Raw genomic sequence first — 20,836 nt, forward strand, 5'->3', positions numbered from 1 at the left:
AGCCGCTTTCCCTGTTACACAGCCTGCGTCTTTGATTGAAGAGAGCCCCCTATGTCAGAAATCAGCCGTGCCGTGCTATTCGGCAAACTGGATACGCTGTTATTTACCTCGCTGGAAAGCGCCACCGCCTTTTGCAAACTGCGCGGCAATCCCTATGTTGAGCTGGTGCACTGGCTGCATCAGCTGATGCAGCAGCAGGATGGCGACTTACAGCAGGTCATCACACATTTTTCACTGGATGAAAAGGCCCTGACTCAGGACATCGTTGCTGCGCTGGATCGTCTGCCGCGCGGTGCCAGTGCGGTCTCTGACCTCTCTGAGCATATCGACAGCGCCGTGGAGCGGGCGTGGGTTTACGCCTCGCTGAAATATGGCGCGACCCGCATTCGCGGTGGCCATCTGCTGATCGGCATGCTGAAAACCTTCAACCTGGCCAGCGTGCTGAAAGGCATCTCCGGTCAGTTCAGCCGCGTCAACGCCGATGCCCTGCTGGAGCAGTTCGACACGCTGCTCAGCAACAGCAAAGAAGCGCAGCAGGCGCTGAGCGCACCGGCGGATGCGGGCGCACCGCCTGCGGCCAGCGGCAGCACGCTGGAGCAGTACGGTCAGGATCTGACCGCACGCGCCCGTGAAGGCCGCATCGATCCGGTGACCGGCCGTGACGATGAGATCCGCCAGATGGTCGATATCCTGATGCGTCGTCGTCAGAACAACCCGCTGCTGACCGGCGAAGCAGGTGTCGGCAAAACCGCGGTGGTCGAAGGTCTCGCGCTGCGTATCGCGGCGGGCGATGTGCCTGCGCCGCTGCGCGATGTGCAGCTCTGGCTGCTGGATATCGGCCTGCTGCAGGCCGGTGCCGGGATGAAAGGAGAGTTCGAGGCGCGACTGCAGGCGCTGATCAATGAGGTGCAGTCCAGCCCGACGCCGATTGTGTTGTTTGTGGATGAGATCCACACCCTGGTCGGCGCAGGCGGTCAGCAGGGCACCGGCGATGCCGCCAACCTGCTGAAACCGGCGCTGGCGCGCGGCCAGCTGCGCACCATCGGCGCGACCACCTGGGCCGAATACAAAAAGTACATTGAGAAAGACCCGGCGCTGACCCGTCGCTTCCAGACCGTGCAGGTGCAGGAGCCGGATGAAGCCAAAGCGATTCTGATGCTGCGTAGCACCGTCAGCGCACTAGAGAAACATCATCGGGTGCTGCTGCTGGATGATGCGGTCAGTGCGGCGGTGAAACTCTCCCATCGCTACATCCCGGCGCGTCAGTTGCCGGACAAAGCCGTGGCGCTGCTGGATACCGCCTGCGCCCGCGTGGCTGTCAGTCAGGGCGCACAGCCTGCGGCGCTGGAAGATTGCCTGCACCGTCTGGCCGCGCTGGAGATTGAAGCGGAGATCATTGAACGCGAAATTAAGGTCGGCCTCGGTGACGTCACCCGCCAGCAGGCGATTGCTGCAGAGCGCACTGCCCTGGAAGCTGAACGCGATGCGCTGCAACAGCGCTGGCTGCAGGAGCGCGAACTGGTCGAGACCCTGATTGCGCTGCGTGCCCGCTGTGTTACCGAAGAGGATGCGGCGCTGCATGAACAGCGTGATGCAACGCAGCAGCAACTCACTGCGCTGCAGGGCGACACGCCGCTACTGTTTGCCGCCGTCGATGCGGGCGTGGTAGCGGCCGTGGTGTCGGACTGGACCGGTATTCCGCTGGGCCGGATGGTGAAGAATGAGATCGACGCCGTCCTGAATCTGGCGGATACCCTGAACCAGCGCGTCATCGGTCAGCGTCACGGTCTGGAGCTGATCGCGAAACGGGTTCGCACCACGCGCGCGCGCCTCGACAACCCCAACAAGCCCGCAGGCGTCTTTATGCTGTGCGGGCCGTCCGGTGTCGGGAAAACCGAGACCGCGCTGGCGCTGGCCGAGTCGCTGTATGGCGGCGAGCAGAACATCATCACCATTAACATGAGCGAGTTTCAGGAGGCGCACACCGTCTCGACGCTGAAAGGTGCCCCGCCGGGCTACGTCGGCTACGGCGAAGGTGGCGTGCTGACCGAAGCCGTTCGCCGTCGTCCCTATAGCGTGGTGCTGCTGGATGAGATTGAGAAAGCGCATCCGGATGTGCATGAGCTGTTCTTCCAGGTGTTCGACAAAGGCTGGATGGAGGATGGCGAAGGCCGCCACATCGATTTCCGCAACACCATCATCATTCTGACCTCGAACGTCGGCACGCAGTTGATCAGCGCCATGTGCGCCGATCCTGAACTGATGCCGGATCCCGATGCCCTGAGTACCGCACTGCGTAAGCCGCTGCTGGAGGTATTCCCGCCTGCGCTGCTGGGCCGTCTGCTGGTGGTGCCCTATTACCCGCTCAGCGATGACATGCTGGCGGAGATTGTGCGGCTGCAGCTGGCGCGCATTGTGCGTCGTCTGGCCGACAACCACGGCATTGAGGCGCAGATTGACGAGTCGGTAGTGAGCCAGATCGTCCAGCGCTGTACAGAAGTAGAGTCGGGTGGTCGCATGGTCGACGCCATCCTCACCAACACGCTGTTGCCGCAGATGAGCCAGATACTGCTGAGCGCCCACGCCCGCGATGAACGCTATCGCCGCGTTGAGGTGCGTTGTGAGCAGGGCGAATTTGTCTGCCAGTTCGCTGTTTAAAGCCCAGTCATCAGAGAGTTTTCGAATATGTCGGAACATGATCAACCCCTGAATGTCCCCAACGCCCTGCCGCTGGGTTACCGCTTCAATGAGTTTGAAATCAAAGAGGTCATCGGCGGTGGCGGCTTTGGCATCGTCTATCGCGCCTGGGATCACCAGCTTGAGCGTGATATCGCCATTAAAGAGTTCATGCCTGCCTCGCTGGCGGTGCGCAGCGATGACCTCAATCTGGTGCTGCGCAGTGAGCGCTTCAGCAAAACCTTTCACGCCGGACTGAACAGCTTTATTCAGGAGGCGCGGCTGCTGGCGCGCTTTAACCATCCGAACCTGCTGCACGTGCTGCGTTTCTGGGTTCAGAACGACACCGCCTATATGGGCACGGTGTTCTACAGCGGCACCACGCTCTCGAACTTCCGCGAACGTAATCCGCAGTCGGTGAATGAGGCCTGGATCCGTCGCATGCTGCCGCCGCTGCTGGGGGCGATTAAAACCATCCATGAAGCGGGTTATCTGCATCGCGATATCTCGCTGGATAACATCCAGATCCAGAGCAGCGGCGAGCCGATTCTGCTGGACTTCGGGTCGGCGCGTAAAACCATCGGCAACCTGTCGGATGAGAGCGAGACCATGCTGCGTCCCGGCTATGCGCCGATTGAGCAGTACAGCGACAACGACGAGAGTGAGCAGGGCGCGTGGACCGATATCTACGCGCTGGGCGCGGTGCTGCATACGCTGATTACCGGTGCGCCACCGCCGGTGAGCGTGGTGCGCAGCATCGAAGATAACTATCAGCCGCTGGTGCAGCGTCGTCTGGCGGGCTACTCCACCGCGCTGCTCAGCGCCGTCGACCGCGCGCTGGCGCTTAAACCGGAAGACCGTCCGCAGAGCATTGATGATTTTGCGGTGCTGATGGCGCTGCCGGAACGTGAACCGGAACCGCTGCTCAGCGCAAAAATGAGCGGGCCGGGCACCATGCTGGTGCCGATCGAAGAAGAAGAGGTCATCCCGCCCGCCTCGCCGCTGAAAACGCTGCTGGGACACCGCTTTGCACTGCCGGGTCTGGTGGCCGCGAGCGTGCTGGTCGGCCTGTGCGCCGGTCTGCTGATGTCGCGTGGTGATGACCAGACAACGTCGGCTGAGACCGCGCAAAACAGCGCGCCTGCCGTCACCGTCGCGCCGGTTAATCAGCCGGTTGCTGCGCCACCGACGCAGCCTGACACCCCGCCAGATACCGTTGCCAGCGCGCCGGCTCAGACTGCTGAGCCTGCGCAGACCGCCGCACGTGAACCCGATCCTCAACCGGCACCGCCGCCACCCGCACCAGTCGCCCAGGTCTATATCCGTCTGCAGCAGGGTGAACGCGTTCAGGTCAACGGTCAGCCGCAGGCGCTGGTCCCGGCGGTGAATGGCTTCGCCACACTGCAGCTGGCACCGGGTAACTACACCTTTGCCATCAGCGGCCAGAGTGGCACCCGCCATCAGACGCTGAACATCAGCGAAGAAGGTGTCTGGTTGCTCGATCCACACAGTTAATAGTCAGGGATTACTTATGTTCTCACGCATTACTGCACAGCTGCCGGCGGACGGCCTGCTGTTCCACACGCTCACGGGCAACGAGACGCTGTCCCGTCCGTTTGTGCTCACCGCCGAACTGCTGGCCACCGACGCGCGCATCGACCGTCACGCCCTGCTGGGCAAGCCGGTCACCTTTTCGCTGCCGACCGATGGCCTGATGAGCGCGCTGAGTCCGCGCTACCTCAACGGGAAAATCACCCGGGTGGCGGTGCGCAGCCAGGAGCTGAGCGGCACGCGCTACGCGGTCTACCAGCTGACGGTGGAGCCGGACCTGTGGCCGATGCGGCGCGACCGCAACCTGCGCATCTTCCAGAGCCAGACGGTGCCGCAGATTGTGCAGACGCTGCTGAAGGAGTACGCGGTCAACGTGGAGACGTGCCTGGCGGGCAACTACCGGGTGTGGGAGTACTGCGTGCAGTATCAGGAGAGCAGCCTGGACTTTATCAGCCGCCTGATGGAGCTGGAGGGGATTTACTACTTCTTCCGCCACGAGGCGGACAAACATACGCTGGTGCTGTGCGACGCGCCGGACCAGCATCAGGCGTTTCCGGGCTATGAGACCATCGCCTATCACGTCACCCCGTCGGGAGGTGTCGTCACGGAGGAGGGCATCAGCCAGTGGTCGCTGGCGGAGAGCGTAACGCCGGGCATCTACAGCACCGACGACTACGACTTCCGCAAGCCAAACGCGTGGATGCTGCAGGCCCGCCAGAACCCGGCGTCGCCGGTGCCGGGCTCGGTGGACGTTTACGACTGGCCGGGCCATTTTGTCGACCACAGCCACGGTGAGTCCTATGCGCGCATCCGTCAGGAGGTGTGGCAGGCCGAGCACCACCGCGTCAGCGGGTCGGGCACGGCCACCGGCATCGCGCCGGGCTTCACCTTCTCGATTATCAACGCGCCGCACTTCAGCGACAACGGCGAGTATCTGGTGACCTCGGCGACCTATGACTTTGCTGAAAACTCCTACGCCAGCGGCGACACCGGCGACAGCCGCCACAACATCAGCTTCTCAGTGCTGCCGTCGTCGGTGACCTACCGCACGCCGCCGGAGACGCCGTGGCCGAAAACGCACGGCCCGCAGACCGCGAAGGTGGTCGGGCCGAAAGGCGAGTCCATCTGGACCGACCGCTACGGCCGGGTGAAGGTGAAGTTTCACTGGGACCGGCTGGCGAAGGGCGACGACACGAGTTCGTGCTGGGTGCGCGTCTCCAGCGCGTGGGCGGGTCAGGGCTTCGGCGGGGTGCAGATCCCGCGTGTTAACGACGAAGTGGTGGTGGACTTCATCAACGGCGATCCGGACCGTCCGCTGATCATCGGCCGCGTGTATAACGAGGCGAGCATGCCGCCGTGGGCGCTGCCGGCAGCAGCGACGCAGATGGGGTTTTTAAGCCGGTCGAAGGATGGCAACAGCGATACTGCTAATGCGTTGCGTTTTGAAGACAAAGCAGGACATGAGCAGATTTGGATCCACGCCGAAAAAAATATGGATACGGAAGTGGAAAGCTGTGAGACGCACCATGTCGGTGTTGATCGGCAGAAAACCATAGGCCGTGACGAAAAGGTCACTATAAAGCGCAATCGTCAGGCCAGCGTGGGTGAACATGCGGTGAGCAATACGGGCATCCAGCACGTTATTAATGTTGGCGAAGGCGAAACGGTGCTGACCATGGATAAAGAGGGCAATGCGCTGCTTGAAGCCAATACCAGTATCAAATTAAAGGTGAAAGAGAATTACATCCTGATCACCCCTGACGCCATTCAAATCCAGGTGAAAACAGGAAGTATCCATGCTGAGAGCGAGTTGCAGGCACTGTTTAAAGGCAATGAGTTGACCACTTTAGGTACCGGTAAAAATGCTGAATTAAAGGCGAATGACAAGGTAAGCATTACCGGCACGAACATCACCGACATCAAAGGCGCGGTCGTCAATATTAACAGTTAATCGCTTATTGGAAGGAACATCAGTATGGGTATGCCTGCGGCCAGAGCTTCTGTGGATAAAGCGGCTCATGATGGCCCCATTCAATGCGGCAGTCCTGACGTTATCATTGGCGGATTTCCCGCCGCCCGAAAAGGTGATGAATTTTCGTGTAAGCAACACGGTGGCGGTATTATCGTCAGTGGCTCCGGCAGCGTATTCGTTAACGGTATGGCGCTGGCCCGTCAGGGTGATAAGACGCAGTGTCATGCAGGTGGGGCGTCGGCTCCCGCGAAATGTAAACCTGCACCGCCTCAATACTGGGGAGGCTCGCTGGCGAAGAAGGCTGGTGATGATGGGATGTTGCATGGCGAGCACTACGATGCGCGAATTTTAGGGGCGTATGCCAGCCTGAAAGACAGCACCAATGATGGCAGTTATGACACTGTGTCGGCAGGATTTTCGCTTGAAAACCTCACATTAGCGAATATGAAAAGTGACGCCCTTTTGAAAGGTGAGTTGCGGAATAAAATAGCGGATGCCAATGCAACTGGCTCACTTTATACCGGTGATAGCGGAATCTATGGCATTAATGGCAAAGCCGCAGCGGCGGGTATGCAATATGGCGCGACGGGCTCCATAGGAACAGAGAACACATTGTATGCCATCGCTACCGGCGATGTGACGCTTGGCACTGCTGATGCAAAAGCGGTTGCAGAAGTATATACCGGCAATAAAGGAAGATATGGGTTCAGCGTTGAGGGTGGCGCAGGTGCAGCGGCAGTGAAAGAGAGCGTTACAGGGAAAGTAAGCTTGTACGGTATTGTGGTAGCTGATGCTAAAGGCGGAGTACATTTAGGCGCAGTAGGTGCAGCAGGAGGTTTAACTGCCTATGCGGATGAAACCGATTACTCAGCTACAGTAAAGCTCTCAGGTAGGTTAGCTTTTATACTGGGGATAACAGGCGAAATTAATGTAAAAATTGCATTAAAACCCCTCCGCGACCTGTTTTTTGGTGAAAGGGATAGTACAGAAAAATCTGGAAGCAATGGCGGTGCAGATGGTGCTATCATCAACGGTTGCGCAACGGTTTTAGTTGGCGGTTAAATAAAGATAGGGTTGATTCTAACATGAAATTTATAGCATTTTTATTTTTCTGGATTGTAACGGTTTATTATGTCTGGAACGGAAAGGATTTTTATAATAAAAAAGAATGGGCAGGATTTGGTAAGAAGTTTGTAGGTGTGCTGGTTGGTATTGTAGTACTTGCTTTTGCGCTCAAAGGCTTAGTGTTAGCTATTCCCGGATTTAGCAATGACCTTGCTGGAGATTTAATGGAAGAAATAGGCATTTCTTTCATATTTATTCTTGGCATAAAGTTTATGATTATAATGATTTGCACTTTATTTAGTGGCATTGTGGGTTTTCAAAAAAAATATAATGCTGATAATTATGCCCGAATTTCACCTGCTGCCAGTAAGTTAGTGCCTGGCATGCTCATCTTTGCAAAATGCGTGGTTTCTCTTGGCTCTATAGTGATTTATTACGGCATCTGGCTAGCGAATTAAATTAAGAAGGGAAACAGGCTATGAATTTTGAAACGGACTATACTTTTCCCCTTACGCCGGGTTTCTCTAAAGAAGAAATCGAACAACGCTTCTGGAAATGCCTTTATACTTCGGCCAAAGAAGAAATGCTGCATTACTGGGTTGTGCTGCCTAAAAGCCTCAAACCTGCGGAACTTGAACCTGTTGCCTTCCCTGATGTCGGTTTAACCAATATCGGACGCTACTTAACTACGGATGACTCACCCTATCTGGAAGTTTGGGCCGCGTATGAACGCTGCCAGTGGGAGATGAATGCGTCTGACTGGCTGTTTAAAAAACTTGCCATTATGGGCGAAAAAATCCTGCACCGCCGTCTTGTCGGTAAGGCCTCGGAAAACGGTGTTTTTGCAGATGTATTGACCCTAAAAACGCACGCTTCCGGTGACGATGTGATCTCACGATACACTGTTCAAAAAGATTACAACCGGGACAGCGGCGGTGGGAACTACCTCTTATTAAAAGCGTCCTGTGCGGCACGCGACTATCCTTCGCTTGCCAATGACATCTATTTTACAGTGGTTAACTGGAATCTGCTGCATCGCAGTAACTTAGCCATGGTGGAGTTGCTGACCTCAGTTAACCTGGATGGGGAAAACGCTTTTAAAATACCGGTTTCATGGCATGCCAACGTTATTGCTGAGAACAGACTTATCGTCGATCACACGATAGGTGGTGTGAATTACGGGGTCATTAATTTTTACTTTTATTCCGGTACCGTATGCCATTCCGCAGAGGATGCTTTTGAAAAGTCGACGCTACGTTTCCGGGAGCATGAGCATTCGGTCACGCTGGTGGCAAACGAGCTGGAACCCATTCCTAATGATATTAATGCTGCGCTGGGTTCATTATCGACCTGTACAGGTGAACTCTACAGCGACGAAGAGAAAATGCGCGCCTTTTACCAGAGTTACATATTCAATTGTTCAGGCTTGTGGTGCTACGTTGAACTGGTAGGGCAGCACAGGAATGATAAAAGCTATCACTTCGAAGCGAATAAACGCTGCCTGGAAATTATTCTGGCGACCCTGAATATCAACGTGAAATAATAGTAATCCTGCCAGTTAATCATCTTCTAGCTGGCATTCCGCCTCGTAGCAATGAGTATAACGGCACCTGTTTTTAACTCGTCATGTGATCCGCTGCAACAATAAAAGACGCTTGTCTGACCCTCTGGTATTGCCTGATCTCGGGCAATACACGGGTTAATTCACCGATTACCATCTGTCCGGGAAATCACTATGTTTGATCGTATCACCGTCCTTCTACCGGCGGACGGCCTGCTGTTCCACACGCTCACGGGCACCGAGACGCTGTCCCGCCCGTTTGTGCTCACCGCTGAACTGCTGGCCACCGACGCGCGCATCGACCGCCACGCCCTGCTGGGCAAGCCGGTCACCTTTTCGCTGCCGACCGATGGCCTGATGAGCGCGCTGAGTCCGCGCTACCTCAACGGGAAAATCACCCGGGTGGCGGTGCGCAGCCAGGAGCTGAGCGGCACGCGCTACGCGGTCTACCAGCTGACGGTCGAGCCGGACCTGTGGCCGATGCGGCGCGACCGCAACCTGCGCATCTTCCAGAGCCAGACGGTGCCGCAGATTGTGCAGACGCTGCTGAAGGAGTATGCGGTCAACGTCGAGACGCGCCTGTCGGGCAACTACCGGGTGTGGGAGTACTGCGTGCAGTATCAGGAGAGCAGCCTGGACTTTATCAGCCGCCTGATGGAGCTGGAGGGGATTTACTACTTCTTCCGCCACGAGGCGGACAAACATACGCTGGTGCTGTGCGACTCGCCGGACCAGCATCAGGCGTTTCCGGGCTATGAGACCATCGCCTATCACGTCACCCCGTCGGGCGGCGTGGTCACTGAGGAGGGCATCAGCCAGTGGTCGCTGGCGGAGAGCGTGACGCCGGGCATCTACAGCACCGACGACTACGACTTCCGCAAGCCGAATGCCTGGATGCTGCAGGCGCGGCAGAACCCGGCGTCGCCGGTGCCGGGCTCGGTGGACGTTTACGACTGGCCGGGCCATTTTGTCGACCACAGCCACGGCGAGTCCTACGCGCGCATCCGTCAGGAAGTATGGCAGGCCGAGCACCACAGCGTCAGCGGGTCGGGCACGGCCACCGGCATCGCGCCGGGCTTTACCTTCTCCATCATCAACGCGCCGCACTTCAGCGACAACGGCGAGTACCTGGTGACCTCAGCGACCTATGACTTCGCCGAGAACTCCTACGCCAGCGGCGACACCGGCGACAGCCGCCACAACATCAGCTTCTCAGTGCTGCCGTCGTCGGTGACGTACCGCACGCCGCCGGAGACGCCGTGGCCGAAAACGCACGGCCCGCAGACCGCGAAGGTGGTGGGACCCAAAGGCGAGTCCATCTGGACCGACCGCTACGGTCGGGTGAAGGTGAAGTTTCACTGGGACCGGCTGGCGAAGGGCGACGACACCAGCTCCTGCTGGGTGCGCGTCTCCAGCGCCTGGGCCGGTCAGGGGTTCGGCGGGGTGCAGATCCCGCGGGTTAATGACGAAGTGGTGGTGGACTTTATTAACGGCGACCCGGATCGTCCGCTGATCATCGGCCGCGTGTATAACGAGGCGAGCATGCCGCCGTGGGCGCTACCGGCGGCAGCAACGCAGATGGGCTTTCTGAGCCGGTCGAAGGATGGGACTGCGGACACCGCGAACGCGCTGAGGTTTGAGGATAAGGCGGGTGAGGAACACCTGTGGATTCAGGCGCAGAAGAACATGGATACGCATGTTAAAAATGACGCCAGCCATTCAGTTGCCAACAATCACAGCCATTACGCGGGCGGCAATGAGCTCTACCGTGTCGAAACTAACCGCGTCCACGGAGTGAAAGGGGGCGAAGAGCGGCTGACCGGTAAGGGCAAACTCGATGCGGTGGTTGATACTTACGTCGTGGGGTCGGGCACTAAGCTTCGTTTTGAATGCGGAGAGAGTGCTATCGAACTCAATGCGAATGGTCAGATTAATATCGTCGGCAAGGGGTTCAATATTTTCGTGCAGGGCGATGGTCATATCACCACCTCTGGCGGCAAACTGAACCTGAACACGGATGGTGCGAAACCGGGCACGAGTGCTCCGGGATCCAGTCATAAACAGAACATCAGTCAGGCCGTAGATAACCTGTTCCCGCCGAAGCAGAAAGGACAGGCTGCACCCGCTACACCAAAGGCTGCGGCGGCCCCGGCGAAAGGTGCGACTGGGCCGTTAGCCAATTCTGCCTCTGGCGATAAGAAGAGCACATATGACTACTCGGTAGATGAGATGGTCAAAAAACAAAAAGGCCTTAAAGCCACGCCAGTGAAATGGGATAAAACTAAGAAAGGTTTCGTAGATGCTACCGAGGACGATATCAAAAAATATGTCGATCCTGCCAACCACATGGAAGGCAAAGACAAATATCAGTTTGTAGATCTTTCCTCCTCATCCGGGATCAGCAAAGAGGATATGAGCACTTTCCTTAAGGATAAGGGCACACTCTCCGGTCAGGAACAGACTTATCTGGATGCGGCTAAAAAGTATAACGTCAATGAAGCTTATCTGGCCGCCCATTCCGCGCTGGAGACGGGAAATGGCACCAGCGAGTTAGCCAAAGGCGTCATGGTCAATGGAACCAAAGTTTATAATATGTACGGCATAGGCGCGTTGGATGGCAATGCGGTGAAAACTGGCGCTAACTACGCTTATAAACAGGGCTGGACAACACCCGCTAAGGCCATTGATGGTGGGGCTAAGTGGATATCTGATAAGTTTGTTGGCCCTGGTCAGAATACTTTGTATAAAATGCGCTGGAATCCGGCCTCACCGGGTACACATCAGTATGCGACAGATGTTAACTGGGCTTCTGCTCAGACAACCAGCATGAAGAAAATGTTCGATAGTTTTCCGAATGCGAATCTTTCTTATGACATACCTGAGTTTAAATAAGGGACTGATAAAAATGATTTTTTCTATGAGAAAGGCAGTGTTGTTGTTTGCGCTACTGTTCCCTGCCGTTCAGGTAAATCTGGCTACTGCGGCGGCAAGCCTTACAGCCCCTGCAGCCTTAACAGCCGCTGACTTTAGCGTGAAGATCAATAATCATCCTTTTACATTAGGTGATAAATGGAGCGATGAAACTCAGAAGCAGGCGGGCGCGCAGATTAGTGAAAACTTTGTTGGCGATGTGCCTGCCGGTGACATCAGCTATAAGTATTACCAGCACAAATATGATGGTTTTGAAATCTACACTGCGAACCTGTTCTGGCAAAAAGAGCAGCGTGATATCGACAGTTACCTTATTGCACAGATCACCATCAACACGCCTGCGATCAAAACAGCAAGAAGCGTAGGACCTGGCGATAGCCAGGATGTGCTGGTCAGTAAATATGGTCAGGGCAAAGTGGATGACAGTGATAATCAACACTGGTTATATTATGACGCTGATAACAAACGCATCTCATTTCAGCTAGAGCATAAAAAAATCAGTCATATTATGATGACGATTAATACGGATGATTGAAAAAAATCCTGCGTGAAACGTCACGCAGGATTTTATTAATTTTTCAATATTAATCCCTGATGTAGAGAATGAAAATACGCCATCAGGTTTAATTTCCTGCTCCGGAGAAGTGTGAGTCAGTAAAATAAATGCCACACTCCCTCAAGACCAGGTTGGATGTATACAACAGCATGTCATCTGGCGAGTTGAATGATTATTTAAAAGAATAGATCGGTTAATGTGATAAGAGAGTGCTAATTAATTTATCAGGTAAAGCTATGAAGTTATTTATTAACATGATGCTCTTGGTGATATTTATAGTTTACCCGGCAGGCGTCGCGACAGCTTCAGGAGAAAAGGTTTCTTTTTCTCAGTATAATAGCTTAGACAACGTTTCAAAGATTTTTCAGGACCAGGGGGTTGTCTCCAGTTTAAAATCTGTTTTAGGTAATGAGTATAATAATTTCAGCCAGAACTTTGATGTTTTTGGCGAGCCCCATAAAACAGAGGGTGGCGGTATATTCGTTGAGGGCTGGTTAGACGATCTCTATCTAGTGCAAGCATCCGTATTCGTTATACAACCTGATGGCAGAGTCTATGCTGCATGGAAGTTGCCTAAAGACAACAAAATTCATTATATCACTAACGCTCCTGAAGGTAATAAAATTCAGGAAGATATTGCACTCTGGTCTAAGCGATTTGATAATAAATAGTCTGCTATTCAGCATATAGACTTTAATCGTTAATCGCGTGGTATTGATATCTTCGTCAAAGTTCATAGCAGGTTAAAATGATTAGGATTTTATGCATTTCTGTAGTTTTATTTCCATTAATGACATCTGCCAATGATTTTTGTCAAAAGACAGCGAGTAACGCCAACGCAAAAGGTGTTCGTTTCGATAATACAGATAATGTCTACAGGGTTGCCGGGTCAGGACGGCTGCAATTTTATTCTGCACCTGATGGCCAGTGTGTAGAGAAAGACGTTTTTGTGGTGCCTGGCGATAAATTATATGCTTACGTAGAATATGGAAAATATTACAGCGTAATGTATGTGGCTAATGACGGAAATCAGGCCAATGGCTGGGTCGAAAAATTCAGATTAGTTGAAACACACGCAGGTATCGCACCCGATCATAATGCGAATAAATAGTTAGTCCTTCTGCTCTTAGTATCACCCCATTTTCACTTCCCCCATATGGATATCTATTATGAATTACCAATTCAATGAGGGCGCCTTTGCGCTTTTTCCTGCTGCCTGGCAGGACACCACCATGAATATTCTCCGCGACGAAGCCAGTGGGCTGGCATGGGTTGTGAGCCGTGGTGTTATTTCTGAGGGCAGTGATGCCGAAAAGGAATTCCAGCGTCAGTGGGACACGTTGCGGAGTCAGATGGGTCATATCCAGCAGAGTGAATTTGCGCGCGTGATGGCTGGTGTGGATAACACCCTGCACGCAATTGAAGTTGAAACCCTGTTTGACCGTAACGGGCAAGAGGTGTGGCAGAAACAGCTGGCTACACTGGTGCCTGATTCGAACATATTTATGATTTTTACGCTCTCCGCGATGCGCCCATTCAATGAAGAAGACGGACAGCGCTGGAGTGCTTTTAAACAAAGCCTGAGTCTGAACACTCCACGGAAAGCATAACCTATGGATAACCATGCGGCCCGCGTGGGCGACGAGATCATTCACTCCAGCATTTTCGCTGATATCACGAGCATTGTGGCTGAAGGTGCGGCCTATGCCGTTATTGGTGCCGCAGTAGGTGCCGCTATCGTCTCGGCAGCGCCCCTGTTGGGTACAGGGGTAGCAGCGGCCAGTGTAGCCGCCGTGGGTAACAGTTGTCTGCTCAGCGGTATTCTGGGTGGTGTACTGGCCAATGCCGTGGGTCTGTCACAGGAGATCAGCAAAGCAGCCGATGGTCTGGGTAACATGATATTCCCGCCGTCACCAGCCGGTGTGATATCCAGTGGGTCAGAGAATGTCTGTGTTAATGGTCTTTTAGCTGCACGCGCGGCCGGGATGCTCACGCCCGGCGAGACACCACCGCCCGAACCGCAATCGCCGCAGAGTTTTGCGGACTATGGCGGCATGCTGCTGTCTGCGGTCGGCCAGTTTGGCAGTGCAATGTGGCAGCCCACGGTCGCCTCTGCCGATGCGGGCACCTCTCCGCTGGAGCAGGACAAAGTGGCCTGTGAAAAACACAGTGCCCCGCAATATCTGGCTCAGGGATCGAAAAGCGTCTTTATCAATGGCCAGCCTGCGGTGCGCGCAAAGGATAAAACCACCTGTGATGCCACCGTGAGTGACGATGTTTCCCCCAATGTCATCATTGGTGGTGAAACCGTCACGGTCAGAGAGATCAAAAGCGGCAAGGTCCCGGGTCTGGCCGTGATGATGATCGGCCTTTCTCTCCTTCGTGGTCGTCCCTGTGAGATCCTCAAAAACATGCCCTGCGCGCTGGCAATGGCGGGCGGCGGGATGCTGGCAGATATGTCGATCAACGCGGCCTTCTCGTCGCTGTTCCCGGTTCATGCAGCGACCGGCGTTAAGGTCCTTAATGATGACGCCGAGCGCGATTTCTCCCTTCCAGGACGTTTCCCGCTTAGTTTTCAGCGCAGCTATAACAGCCTGACTCAGCGCGCCGGTTTGTTTGGTCAGGGCTGGGCCACGGTGTTTGACAGCTATCTCACGCTGGAAGGGAACCGGGCGACCTGGTTTGATGACAACGGGCGTGAACTGAGCTTTGACGTTCCCGGTGAAAAAGAGGTGCTCTACAGCATCAGCGAAGGGCTGATGGTGCGGCGCAACGAGTCAGGCGATATCGCCATTGCCGATGACGACGGTGCGGTATGGCGTCTTTACCGGCGCACGGCTGCCGATCCGCAGGTGCTGCGGCTGGCTTCACTCAGCGACGAGTACGGTAATGCGCTGGAGATGGGCTGGGATGAACAGGCTCGTCTGGTGCGTATCCATGACGCGCCGCTGGCGATTGATGTCACGCTGCACTACGACGACAAACAGCACGCACGGCGCCCGACGTCAGCCAGCCATTTTGATGGCGATCAGGACTGGCCCTTGACGCGCTGGACCTACAATCAACAGGGCCAGCTTGCCAGCGTCACCGATGCCGCAGGCGTTGTCTCCCGGCGCTTCCGTTACAACGACGACGGGTTGATGGTCTGGCATCAGCTGCCCGGCGGGCTGGAAAGCGAATATCGCTGGCAGAAGCTGGATCACTGGCGCGTGGTTGAGAACCGGACCAATACCGGTGACGGCTGCCATATGCATTACGATCTTGAGGCGGGCATCACGCGCGTTTCAACCTATGACGGTCAGCAGCGCGAACACCACTGGAATGCCGCGGGCCTCATCACCTGTTTTATTGATGAGCGGGGTGAGAAGTGGCGCTATGAGTGGGATGAAAACGAACTCCTGACGCGTCGCATCGATCCGCTGGGCAATGCGGTGAGCTTCGCCTATGACGAGCTGGGTAATCGCGTTGAAGAGAAAGATGCTGACGGCGGTGTGCAGGCGGTGCAATGGTTGTCACACCGTTCGCTGCCCACGGTGGTTGCCGGAGCTGATGGTTCCACAACGAAATACTATTACGATCCTCATCATGGCCTTGAGCGCGTGGTTGATGCGCTCGGGCAAAGCACGATCTATAAGCGGGATGAGTCCGGGCTGGTTGTCGAGGAGATCGACGCAGCAGGTAACAGCTACCGCCGTGAGTTTAATGATGCCGGACAGGTTATCCGTGAAACCGACTGTTCAGGGCTGACCACGCGCTACCGTTATCATCCTCTGGGCTGGCTCAGCTCTGTCACCGCGCCGGATGGTGAAGAAACCCGTTATCACTATGATGCCGCAGGACGTCCTCTTCAGCTGGAACGTGCAGAGGGATGGGAAGAGCGGTTGCACTGGAGTGAAAACGGACTGCCGCTGGCCTATGAGTCGGCTGATGGCAAGCGCAGTGAATTCCGTTACGACAATGTCGGGCGATTGATCGCCAACCGCAATGCGCAGGGTGAGACGGTTCAGCGAAGCTGGGACAGCCGTGGCCGGTTGACGGCGCTGCAAAACGAGAACGGTGAGCAGTATCAATTCGAGTGGGGCGCAGATTCTCTGTTACTGGCTCAGGTTGGGCTGGATGGCGTTGCCACACGATACGACTATGACGCGGCGGGCCGCACGGTATCACGTACCTTTGCCGCCGGACATCCTCAGTCCATTACCCATCGTTACCACTGGAGCCGTGCGGGGCAATTACTGGCGCGGACCACGCCGGAAGGCCAGACGCGCTATCACTACAGCGGTGGCGGCCAGCTGGGTAAAGTGTCGCAGCATCTGCCGCTGTCTGACACCGAGTGGAGCCAGCAGGCCGAGCAGGAGATTACCTTTAAGTATGATGCGCTGGGCCGCATTGTTGCTGAACAGGGGGAGCAGGGCGAACTGGCGTGGGAGTATGACGCGCTGGGTAACTGTACTGCCTTAACCCTGCCCGATGGTCGCAACCTGAAGCAGCTTTATTACGGTAGCGGCCATCTGCTGAGCATCGCGTTAGATAACCTGCCGGTCACGGATTTTACCCGTGACACGCTGCACCGGGAACTGAGCCGGACGCAGGGCAGCCTGACCATGCGCAGTGAATATGACCGGTTAGGCAGACTGCGCCGCCGTGACGTGTTCAAAGGCGACTCGCAGCGTCCTGCACCGCGCGTCTGGTCCCGTCGGCGCGACTTCGATTACGGCAACAACCTGATTCGTGAAGAGCGTGACGATAATCCGTTCAGCCAGACATTATGGAACTACGATAACGCCGGCCGGCTGTTGTCTCAGGACGGTGCGCAGCCGGGTAATGAACAGTGGCGCTGGGATGGCGCAGGCAACCCGCTGGATCGCCATAGTAACGCCCATGTCCTGCACAACCGTGTCACTGAACTGAACGGTATCCGCTGGCAGTACGATATTCATGGCCGCACTACCGAGAAAGATGACGGGCATACCCGCTGGCGCTACCGTTACGATGGTGAGCATCGCCTGATGGACGTCATCAGCGAGCCGCGGGACCGTAACAAGCCGCGCACTAAGGTGAGTTTCCGTTACGATCCGCTGGGACGCCGTATCAGTAAAACCAGCCAGCAGCTGTTACAGGGCAGGCCGTCGGGGAACGCCGTAACGACGCGCTTTGTCTGGGAAGGTTACCGTCTGCTGCAGGAGATCCACGACGGCACTCCGCTGACCTACGTTTACAGCGACAGCCAGAGCTATGAACCGCTGGCGCGTATTGATGGCGTGGAAAGTCCGGAGATTTACTGGTTCCATAATGCGGCCAACGGAATGCCGGAACTGCTGACTGACGCTGAAGGGCAAAAAGCCTGGGAAGGGATCAACAGCCCGTGGGGCAAACTGCTGCGCGAGTCCAGCCAGCGGATGCCAGTCATTCAGCAGAACCTGCGTATGCAGGGCCAGTACCTGGACCGGGAAACCGGACTGCACTACAATCTGTTTCGATATTATGACCCGGACAGCGGACGGTTTACCCAGCAGGACCCGATAGGGCTGGCGGGTGGGATCAATCTTTACCAGTATGCGCCGAATGCGCTGGGGTGGGTGGATCCGTGGGGGCTGATGAAGTGTAAAAACCCTGCGAAAGAAGCAACGAAGTGGCAGGGACCAGGGAATAAGTCTTATCCAGGCATTGATGTTTATGAGAATACAGTTATAAAAAAAGGGACGATACTTTATGCTCTTCACCCTAATGGAGATCAGTTACCTGCATATACTGTAAGTCATCCTACAGTCAGACAACATAAAGGTGATCCACTTGGCTATCATGAAGCTTTGCAAGTTGAGTTGAACCCAGCATATCCAATGCGTTCAAAGGTGAGAGCTTATTACGTCACAGAGGACATATTTGTGGCCAGAGGGCGTGCTGAAGCTAATCCCAAACATGGAGAAGGGGGAGGGCTGCAGTTCTATATACCGGAAGACGCTCGGCTTAAACTGAAACCTGGAAAAGTAATTGACATATGAAAATATTGAATTTAGACGAGTCAAATGGAGCTTTACACATTGATGGGAGTGAAATAGATCTTTCCTCTTATGAAGCTTTTACTAAGTCCTTTTTTTTTAATTCAGTTGATGATCTGACACCAATTGGAAAATATCGTTTTTTTTCAAAAGACGTCAGTTGGCACGATGAACCATTTACTGTGGAATTCAATCCAGCTGTTTTTTCTTTTAAGGCGCTTGTTTTCCTCACCAGCAAAACAGGTGATTTTTATAAAAGTCTATCTAATTGGGAAAAAAGAGCCAATGTGAAGGCTTTGAAAGAAGAAGAAAAAAGAATGTTTGAATGGATGCTAAATATATATCCCAATAATTATAAGGGTGAATTAAAAGACCCTCCTTATGGCCATGTTTGGAGTTTTGAATGGGGGGAGATAACAGTACAGTCGGAAGAGAGATCATTTAATTGTGGTATATATATTGAGTGGGACTGAATTTAAAATTAATCATCCTCTCATTATATTAATGTGCAGTGCTGCTGCAGGAAATTTTAATGAAGGGCGGTAATGTTTCACTATTAATTTTGGTAAAGATTATAAATACCTGTAAGCACTACGGTTTTAAAGGCCGAACCATTAAGAACGATGATGGACATACCTGCTAGTGATATTGCTACTATGATGAGCTCTGCCTTAATAATCTTATTTCTGAGGTGTATTTATTTTAAAATTTTGTTTTTCTGATGGAGTGTAGCTCTGCTATTACATGTCATTGGTAAAAGGTTGAATGGAATAACTATTGTTTTTTTGTATGATAAAAAATGATGGTTTTTTTAGTGTATTATATGCTTAGTGATATGTAATCTCGTTGCGGTAATGATCGGATCTCCATTCCGGATTTCAATGTTTAAGAACTCTCTATTCATCAGTTTAACCTTATAAGGAGATAAAATGAACCTGCCAGGAATGAATCCCGAAAATAACTTACCGGGTTATGACATCGCGAGAATGACCGGTTATGGGGCACCAGATTTTGATTTCAAAGCGCTGGGTGCAGCAATGGATTGCACTCGAGAGTTTTATCAGGCTGGCATCATCTATGCAGATGGCGCACAGCGTTTTCTCGTTCGATCTGGTCAGCGTCATCCTAATGGCCAAAGTGGTATCGTCACACATCTTATTGTGACCAAAACGCCTAAGCAAGCCACAGCGTCTGATACGGGCAAGTCACTTAGTGAAGCAGTAAGCGCAACCTCAATGGGAACGGAGATTGCCTCGACCGTGCTTTCCTGTGGTGCAATGATTATCACTGCTGGCGTGGCGGTTATCGGCGCTTCAGCAACGCCAATAACTGCTGGCAGTAGCGGCGTGCTTGTTGCTATTGGTTATGCTGGCGCTGCCGCAACAGGCGTGCAATGTGTCAATGGTATTTACCGCGTTTATGATCTCGTCGAAAACGGTGGTCAAAACGTCGCGTGGCTGGACTCTCAGGATTGGTACGTTGCTACTTCAACGTCCCTTGACCTTATTTCACTAGCCAGCGTGGGCGGAGCGTTAAAAGAAGCCCTGGCAACATGGCGAGCGATGAAATCAGTCTCTTCTCTAAAAGCAACGGAGTGGCTCAGGAACTATCCAAGGCAGGACCGGGCACGCCTTACCGAATTAATCATTAAGGCACAAAACCCTGGTATAAGTAATAAAGAGCTTAAGGCCGCCATCCGAGCAGGACTTTATCCAAAGCGGTTCCCTGTAGAGCCGGTGCAAAAAGAACTTGTTAAGCAACTCGCGCAGGTCGTCACGAGTGCAGCTGCTGTGGCTGGCAGTGCTGTCAGTGGTATTATTGCTGCTCCGGGTAACGTGCCGCGCACCGGGCGTTATGTAGTAGGAACAATCCAGTCACTGGCGGTATTTTAATGCAATTTTTATCATGGCTTATTGGGCGTAATCTCACTGAACTGCTGCAACAGGGTCGCGAAATAGATCAGGTCATCGCACGGCAGGATGATTCCATTGTTGCCCGTTCCACCACAGAGCTTGAACGGTATTTTAAACAGCCTTCTGAGTCGCTTCCCCGGCAAAACGGCTTCCCGGTTGCACTAGTGCTGATGCTGTTACTGGTCGCATTTGCATTTAACTTGCTGACGTTTCTGCACGTTTTACCTCCGCTTACGCCACAGATACACGCGTTGAGTTTTTTTGTTCCCTCAATCGTCGTTCTTGGCGCGATTCTCACTGCCAGTTATCTGCTTGCGCGAGGCCATACATCCGGTGTGGAGGGGCTGGCTTACCTCTGGGCGATGTTGCTGATATCGACTGTTTTACTCCTGATCTACAGCGTTGTTACGGGTAGCCACTCGGGTCTGTGGCTACTTCTGGCACTCGCGGCTTTGGTGGGTGCTCGCTGGTTAATGAATGGGCAGGCTTTCATCCTGTTTGCCATTTACTGCCGGACACAACGCCTCGCCAGTGTCGCCCGGCAGCGTCGCATGAAGTAACCCGTAATGGTCTTTAGTGCGGTTATCGCGGAATACCCATTCCGCGACTCTC

Annotated in this window: 15 protein-coding genes; all 15 read left to right on the top strand. The window is 54.2% G+C overall.

Annotated elements, in window-relative coordinates; translation table 11 throughout:
- Positions 1 to 51 precede the first annotated feature (51 nt).
- The 15 genes from tssH to AC6I8C_RS07895 all read left to right on the top strand — a co-directional run bounded on the left by tssH (position 52) and on the right by AC6I8C_RS07895 (position 20,784).
- A complete protein-coding gene (gene tssH / locus AC6I8C_RS07825; protein ID WP_497822092.1) occupies positions 52 to 2,658 on the top strand; it encodes a type VI secretion system ATPase TssH in 2,607 nt (868 codons plus the stop codon).
- A 27-nt stretch (positions 2,659 to 2,685) separates the two neighbouring features.
- Positions 2,686 to 4,191, top strand: a complete 1,506-nt coding sequence (locus tag AC6I8C_RS07830) for a serine/threonine protein kinase (RefSeq protein WP_497822093.1) — start codon at positions 2,686 to 2,688, stop codon at positions 4,189 to 4,191.
- Positions 4,192 to 4,207: 16 nt separating this feature from the next.
- Complete coding sequence (locus tag AC6I8C_RS07835; protein WP_497822094.1) at positions 4,208 to 6,178, top strand: type VI secretion system Vgr family protein; 1,971 nt, start codon at positions 4,208 to 4,210, stop codon at positions 6,176 to 6,178.
- Positions 6,179 to 6,202: 24 nt separating this feature from the next.
- Complete coding sequence (locus tag AC6I8C_RS07840; RefSeq protein WP_497822095.1) at positions 6,203 to 7,261, top strand: PAAR domain-containing protein; 1,059 nt, start codon at positions 6,203 to 6,205, stop codon at positions 7,259 to 7,261.
- Between the two features lie 23 nt (positions 7,262 to 7,284).
- Positions 7,285 to 7,722 carry a hypothetical protein gene (locus tag AC6I8C_RS07845; protein ID WP_033757379.1) on the top strand — a complete coding sequence of 146 codons (438 nt, stop codon included), beginning with the start codon at positions 7,285 to 7,287 and terminating at the stop codon, positions 7,720 to 7,722.
- 20 nt (positions 7,723 to 7,742) lie between these two features.
- A complete protein-coding gene (locus AC6I8C_RS07850) occupies positions 7,743 to 8,807 on the top strand; it encodes a hypothetical protein (RefSeq protein ID WP_497822096.1) in 1,065 nt (354 codons plus the stop codon).
- Between the two features lie 192 nt (positions 8,808 to 8,999).
- Positions 9,000 to 11,717 (top strand): type VI secretion system tip protein TssI/VgrG, encoded by a 2,718-nt coding sequence (tssI, locus tag AC6I8C_RS07855; protein WP_497822097.1) that lies wholly within the window; start codon positions 9,000 to 9,002, stop codon positions 11,715 to 11,717.
- A 13-nt stretch (positions 11,718 to 11,730) separates the two neighbouring features.
- On the top strand, positions 11,731 to 12,291 hold the full coding sequence (locus AC6I8C_RS07860; RefSeq protein ID WP_497822098.1) for a hypothetical protein: 561 nt from the start codon (positions 11,731 to 11,733) through the stop codon (positions 12,289 to 12,291).
- A gap of 257 nt (positions 12,292 to 12,548) precedes the next feature.
- On the top strand, positions 12,549 to 12,983 hold the full coding sequence (locus AC6I8C_RS07865) for a hypothetical protein (RefSeq protein WP_497822099.1): 435 nt from the start codon (positions 12,549 to 12,551) through the stop codon (positions 12,981 to 12,983).
- Between the two features lie 77 nt (positions 12,984 to 13,060).
- Entirely contained in the window at positions 13,061 to 13,423 is a 363-nt protein-coding gene (locus AC6I8C_RS07870; RefSeq protein ID WP_497822100.1) for a hypothetical protein, read from the top strand.
- A 58-nt stretch (positions 13,424 to 13,481) separates the two neighbouring features.
- Entirely contained in the window at positions 13,482 to 13,922 is a 441-nt protein-coding gene (locus AC6I8C_RS07875; RefSeq protein WP_497822101.1) for a DcrB-related protein, read from the top strand.
- Positions 13,923 to 13,925: 3 nt separating this feature from the next.
- Positions 13,926 to 18,314, top strand: coding sequence for an RHS repeat-associated core domain-containing protein (locus AC6I8C_RS07880; RefSeq protein ID WP_497822102.1), 4,389 nt, complete (start codon positions 13,926 to 13,928; stop codon positions 18,312 to 18,314).
- Positions 18,311 to 18,784, top strand: coding sequence for a hypothetical protein (locus AC6I8C_RS07885; RefSeq protein ID WP_497822103.1), 474 nt, complete (start codon positions 18,311 to 18,313; stop codon positions 18,782 to 18,784). The genes AC6I8C_RS07880 and AC6I8C_RS07885 overlap by 4 nt, the downstream gene beginning before the upstream one ends.
- A 456-nt stretch (positions 18,785 to 19,240) precedes the next feature.
- Positions 19,241 to 20,203 (top strand): Ssp4 family T6SS effector, encoded by a 963-nt coding sequence (gene ssp4 / locus AC6I8C_RS07890; RefSeq protein ID WP_013357595.1) that lies wholly within the window; start codon positions 19,241 to 19,243, stop codon positions 20,201 to 20,203.
- On the top strand, positions 20,203 to 20,784 hold the full coding sequence (locus tag AC6I8C_RS07895) for a hypothetical protein (protein WP_253421684.1): 582 nt from the start codon (positions 20,203 to 20,205) through the stop codon (positions 20,782 to 20,784). The genes ssp4 and AC6I8C_RS07895 overlap by 1 nt, the downstream gene beginning before the upstream one ends.
- Positions 20,785 to 20,836 lie beyond the last annotated feature (52 nt).

It is taken from the genome of Pantoea sp. X-Soil-YNGN-844, assembly GCF_059730595.1.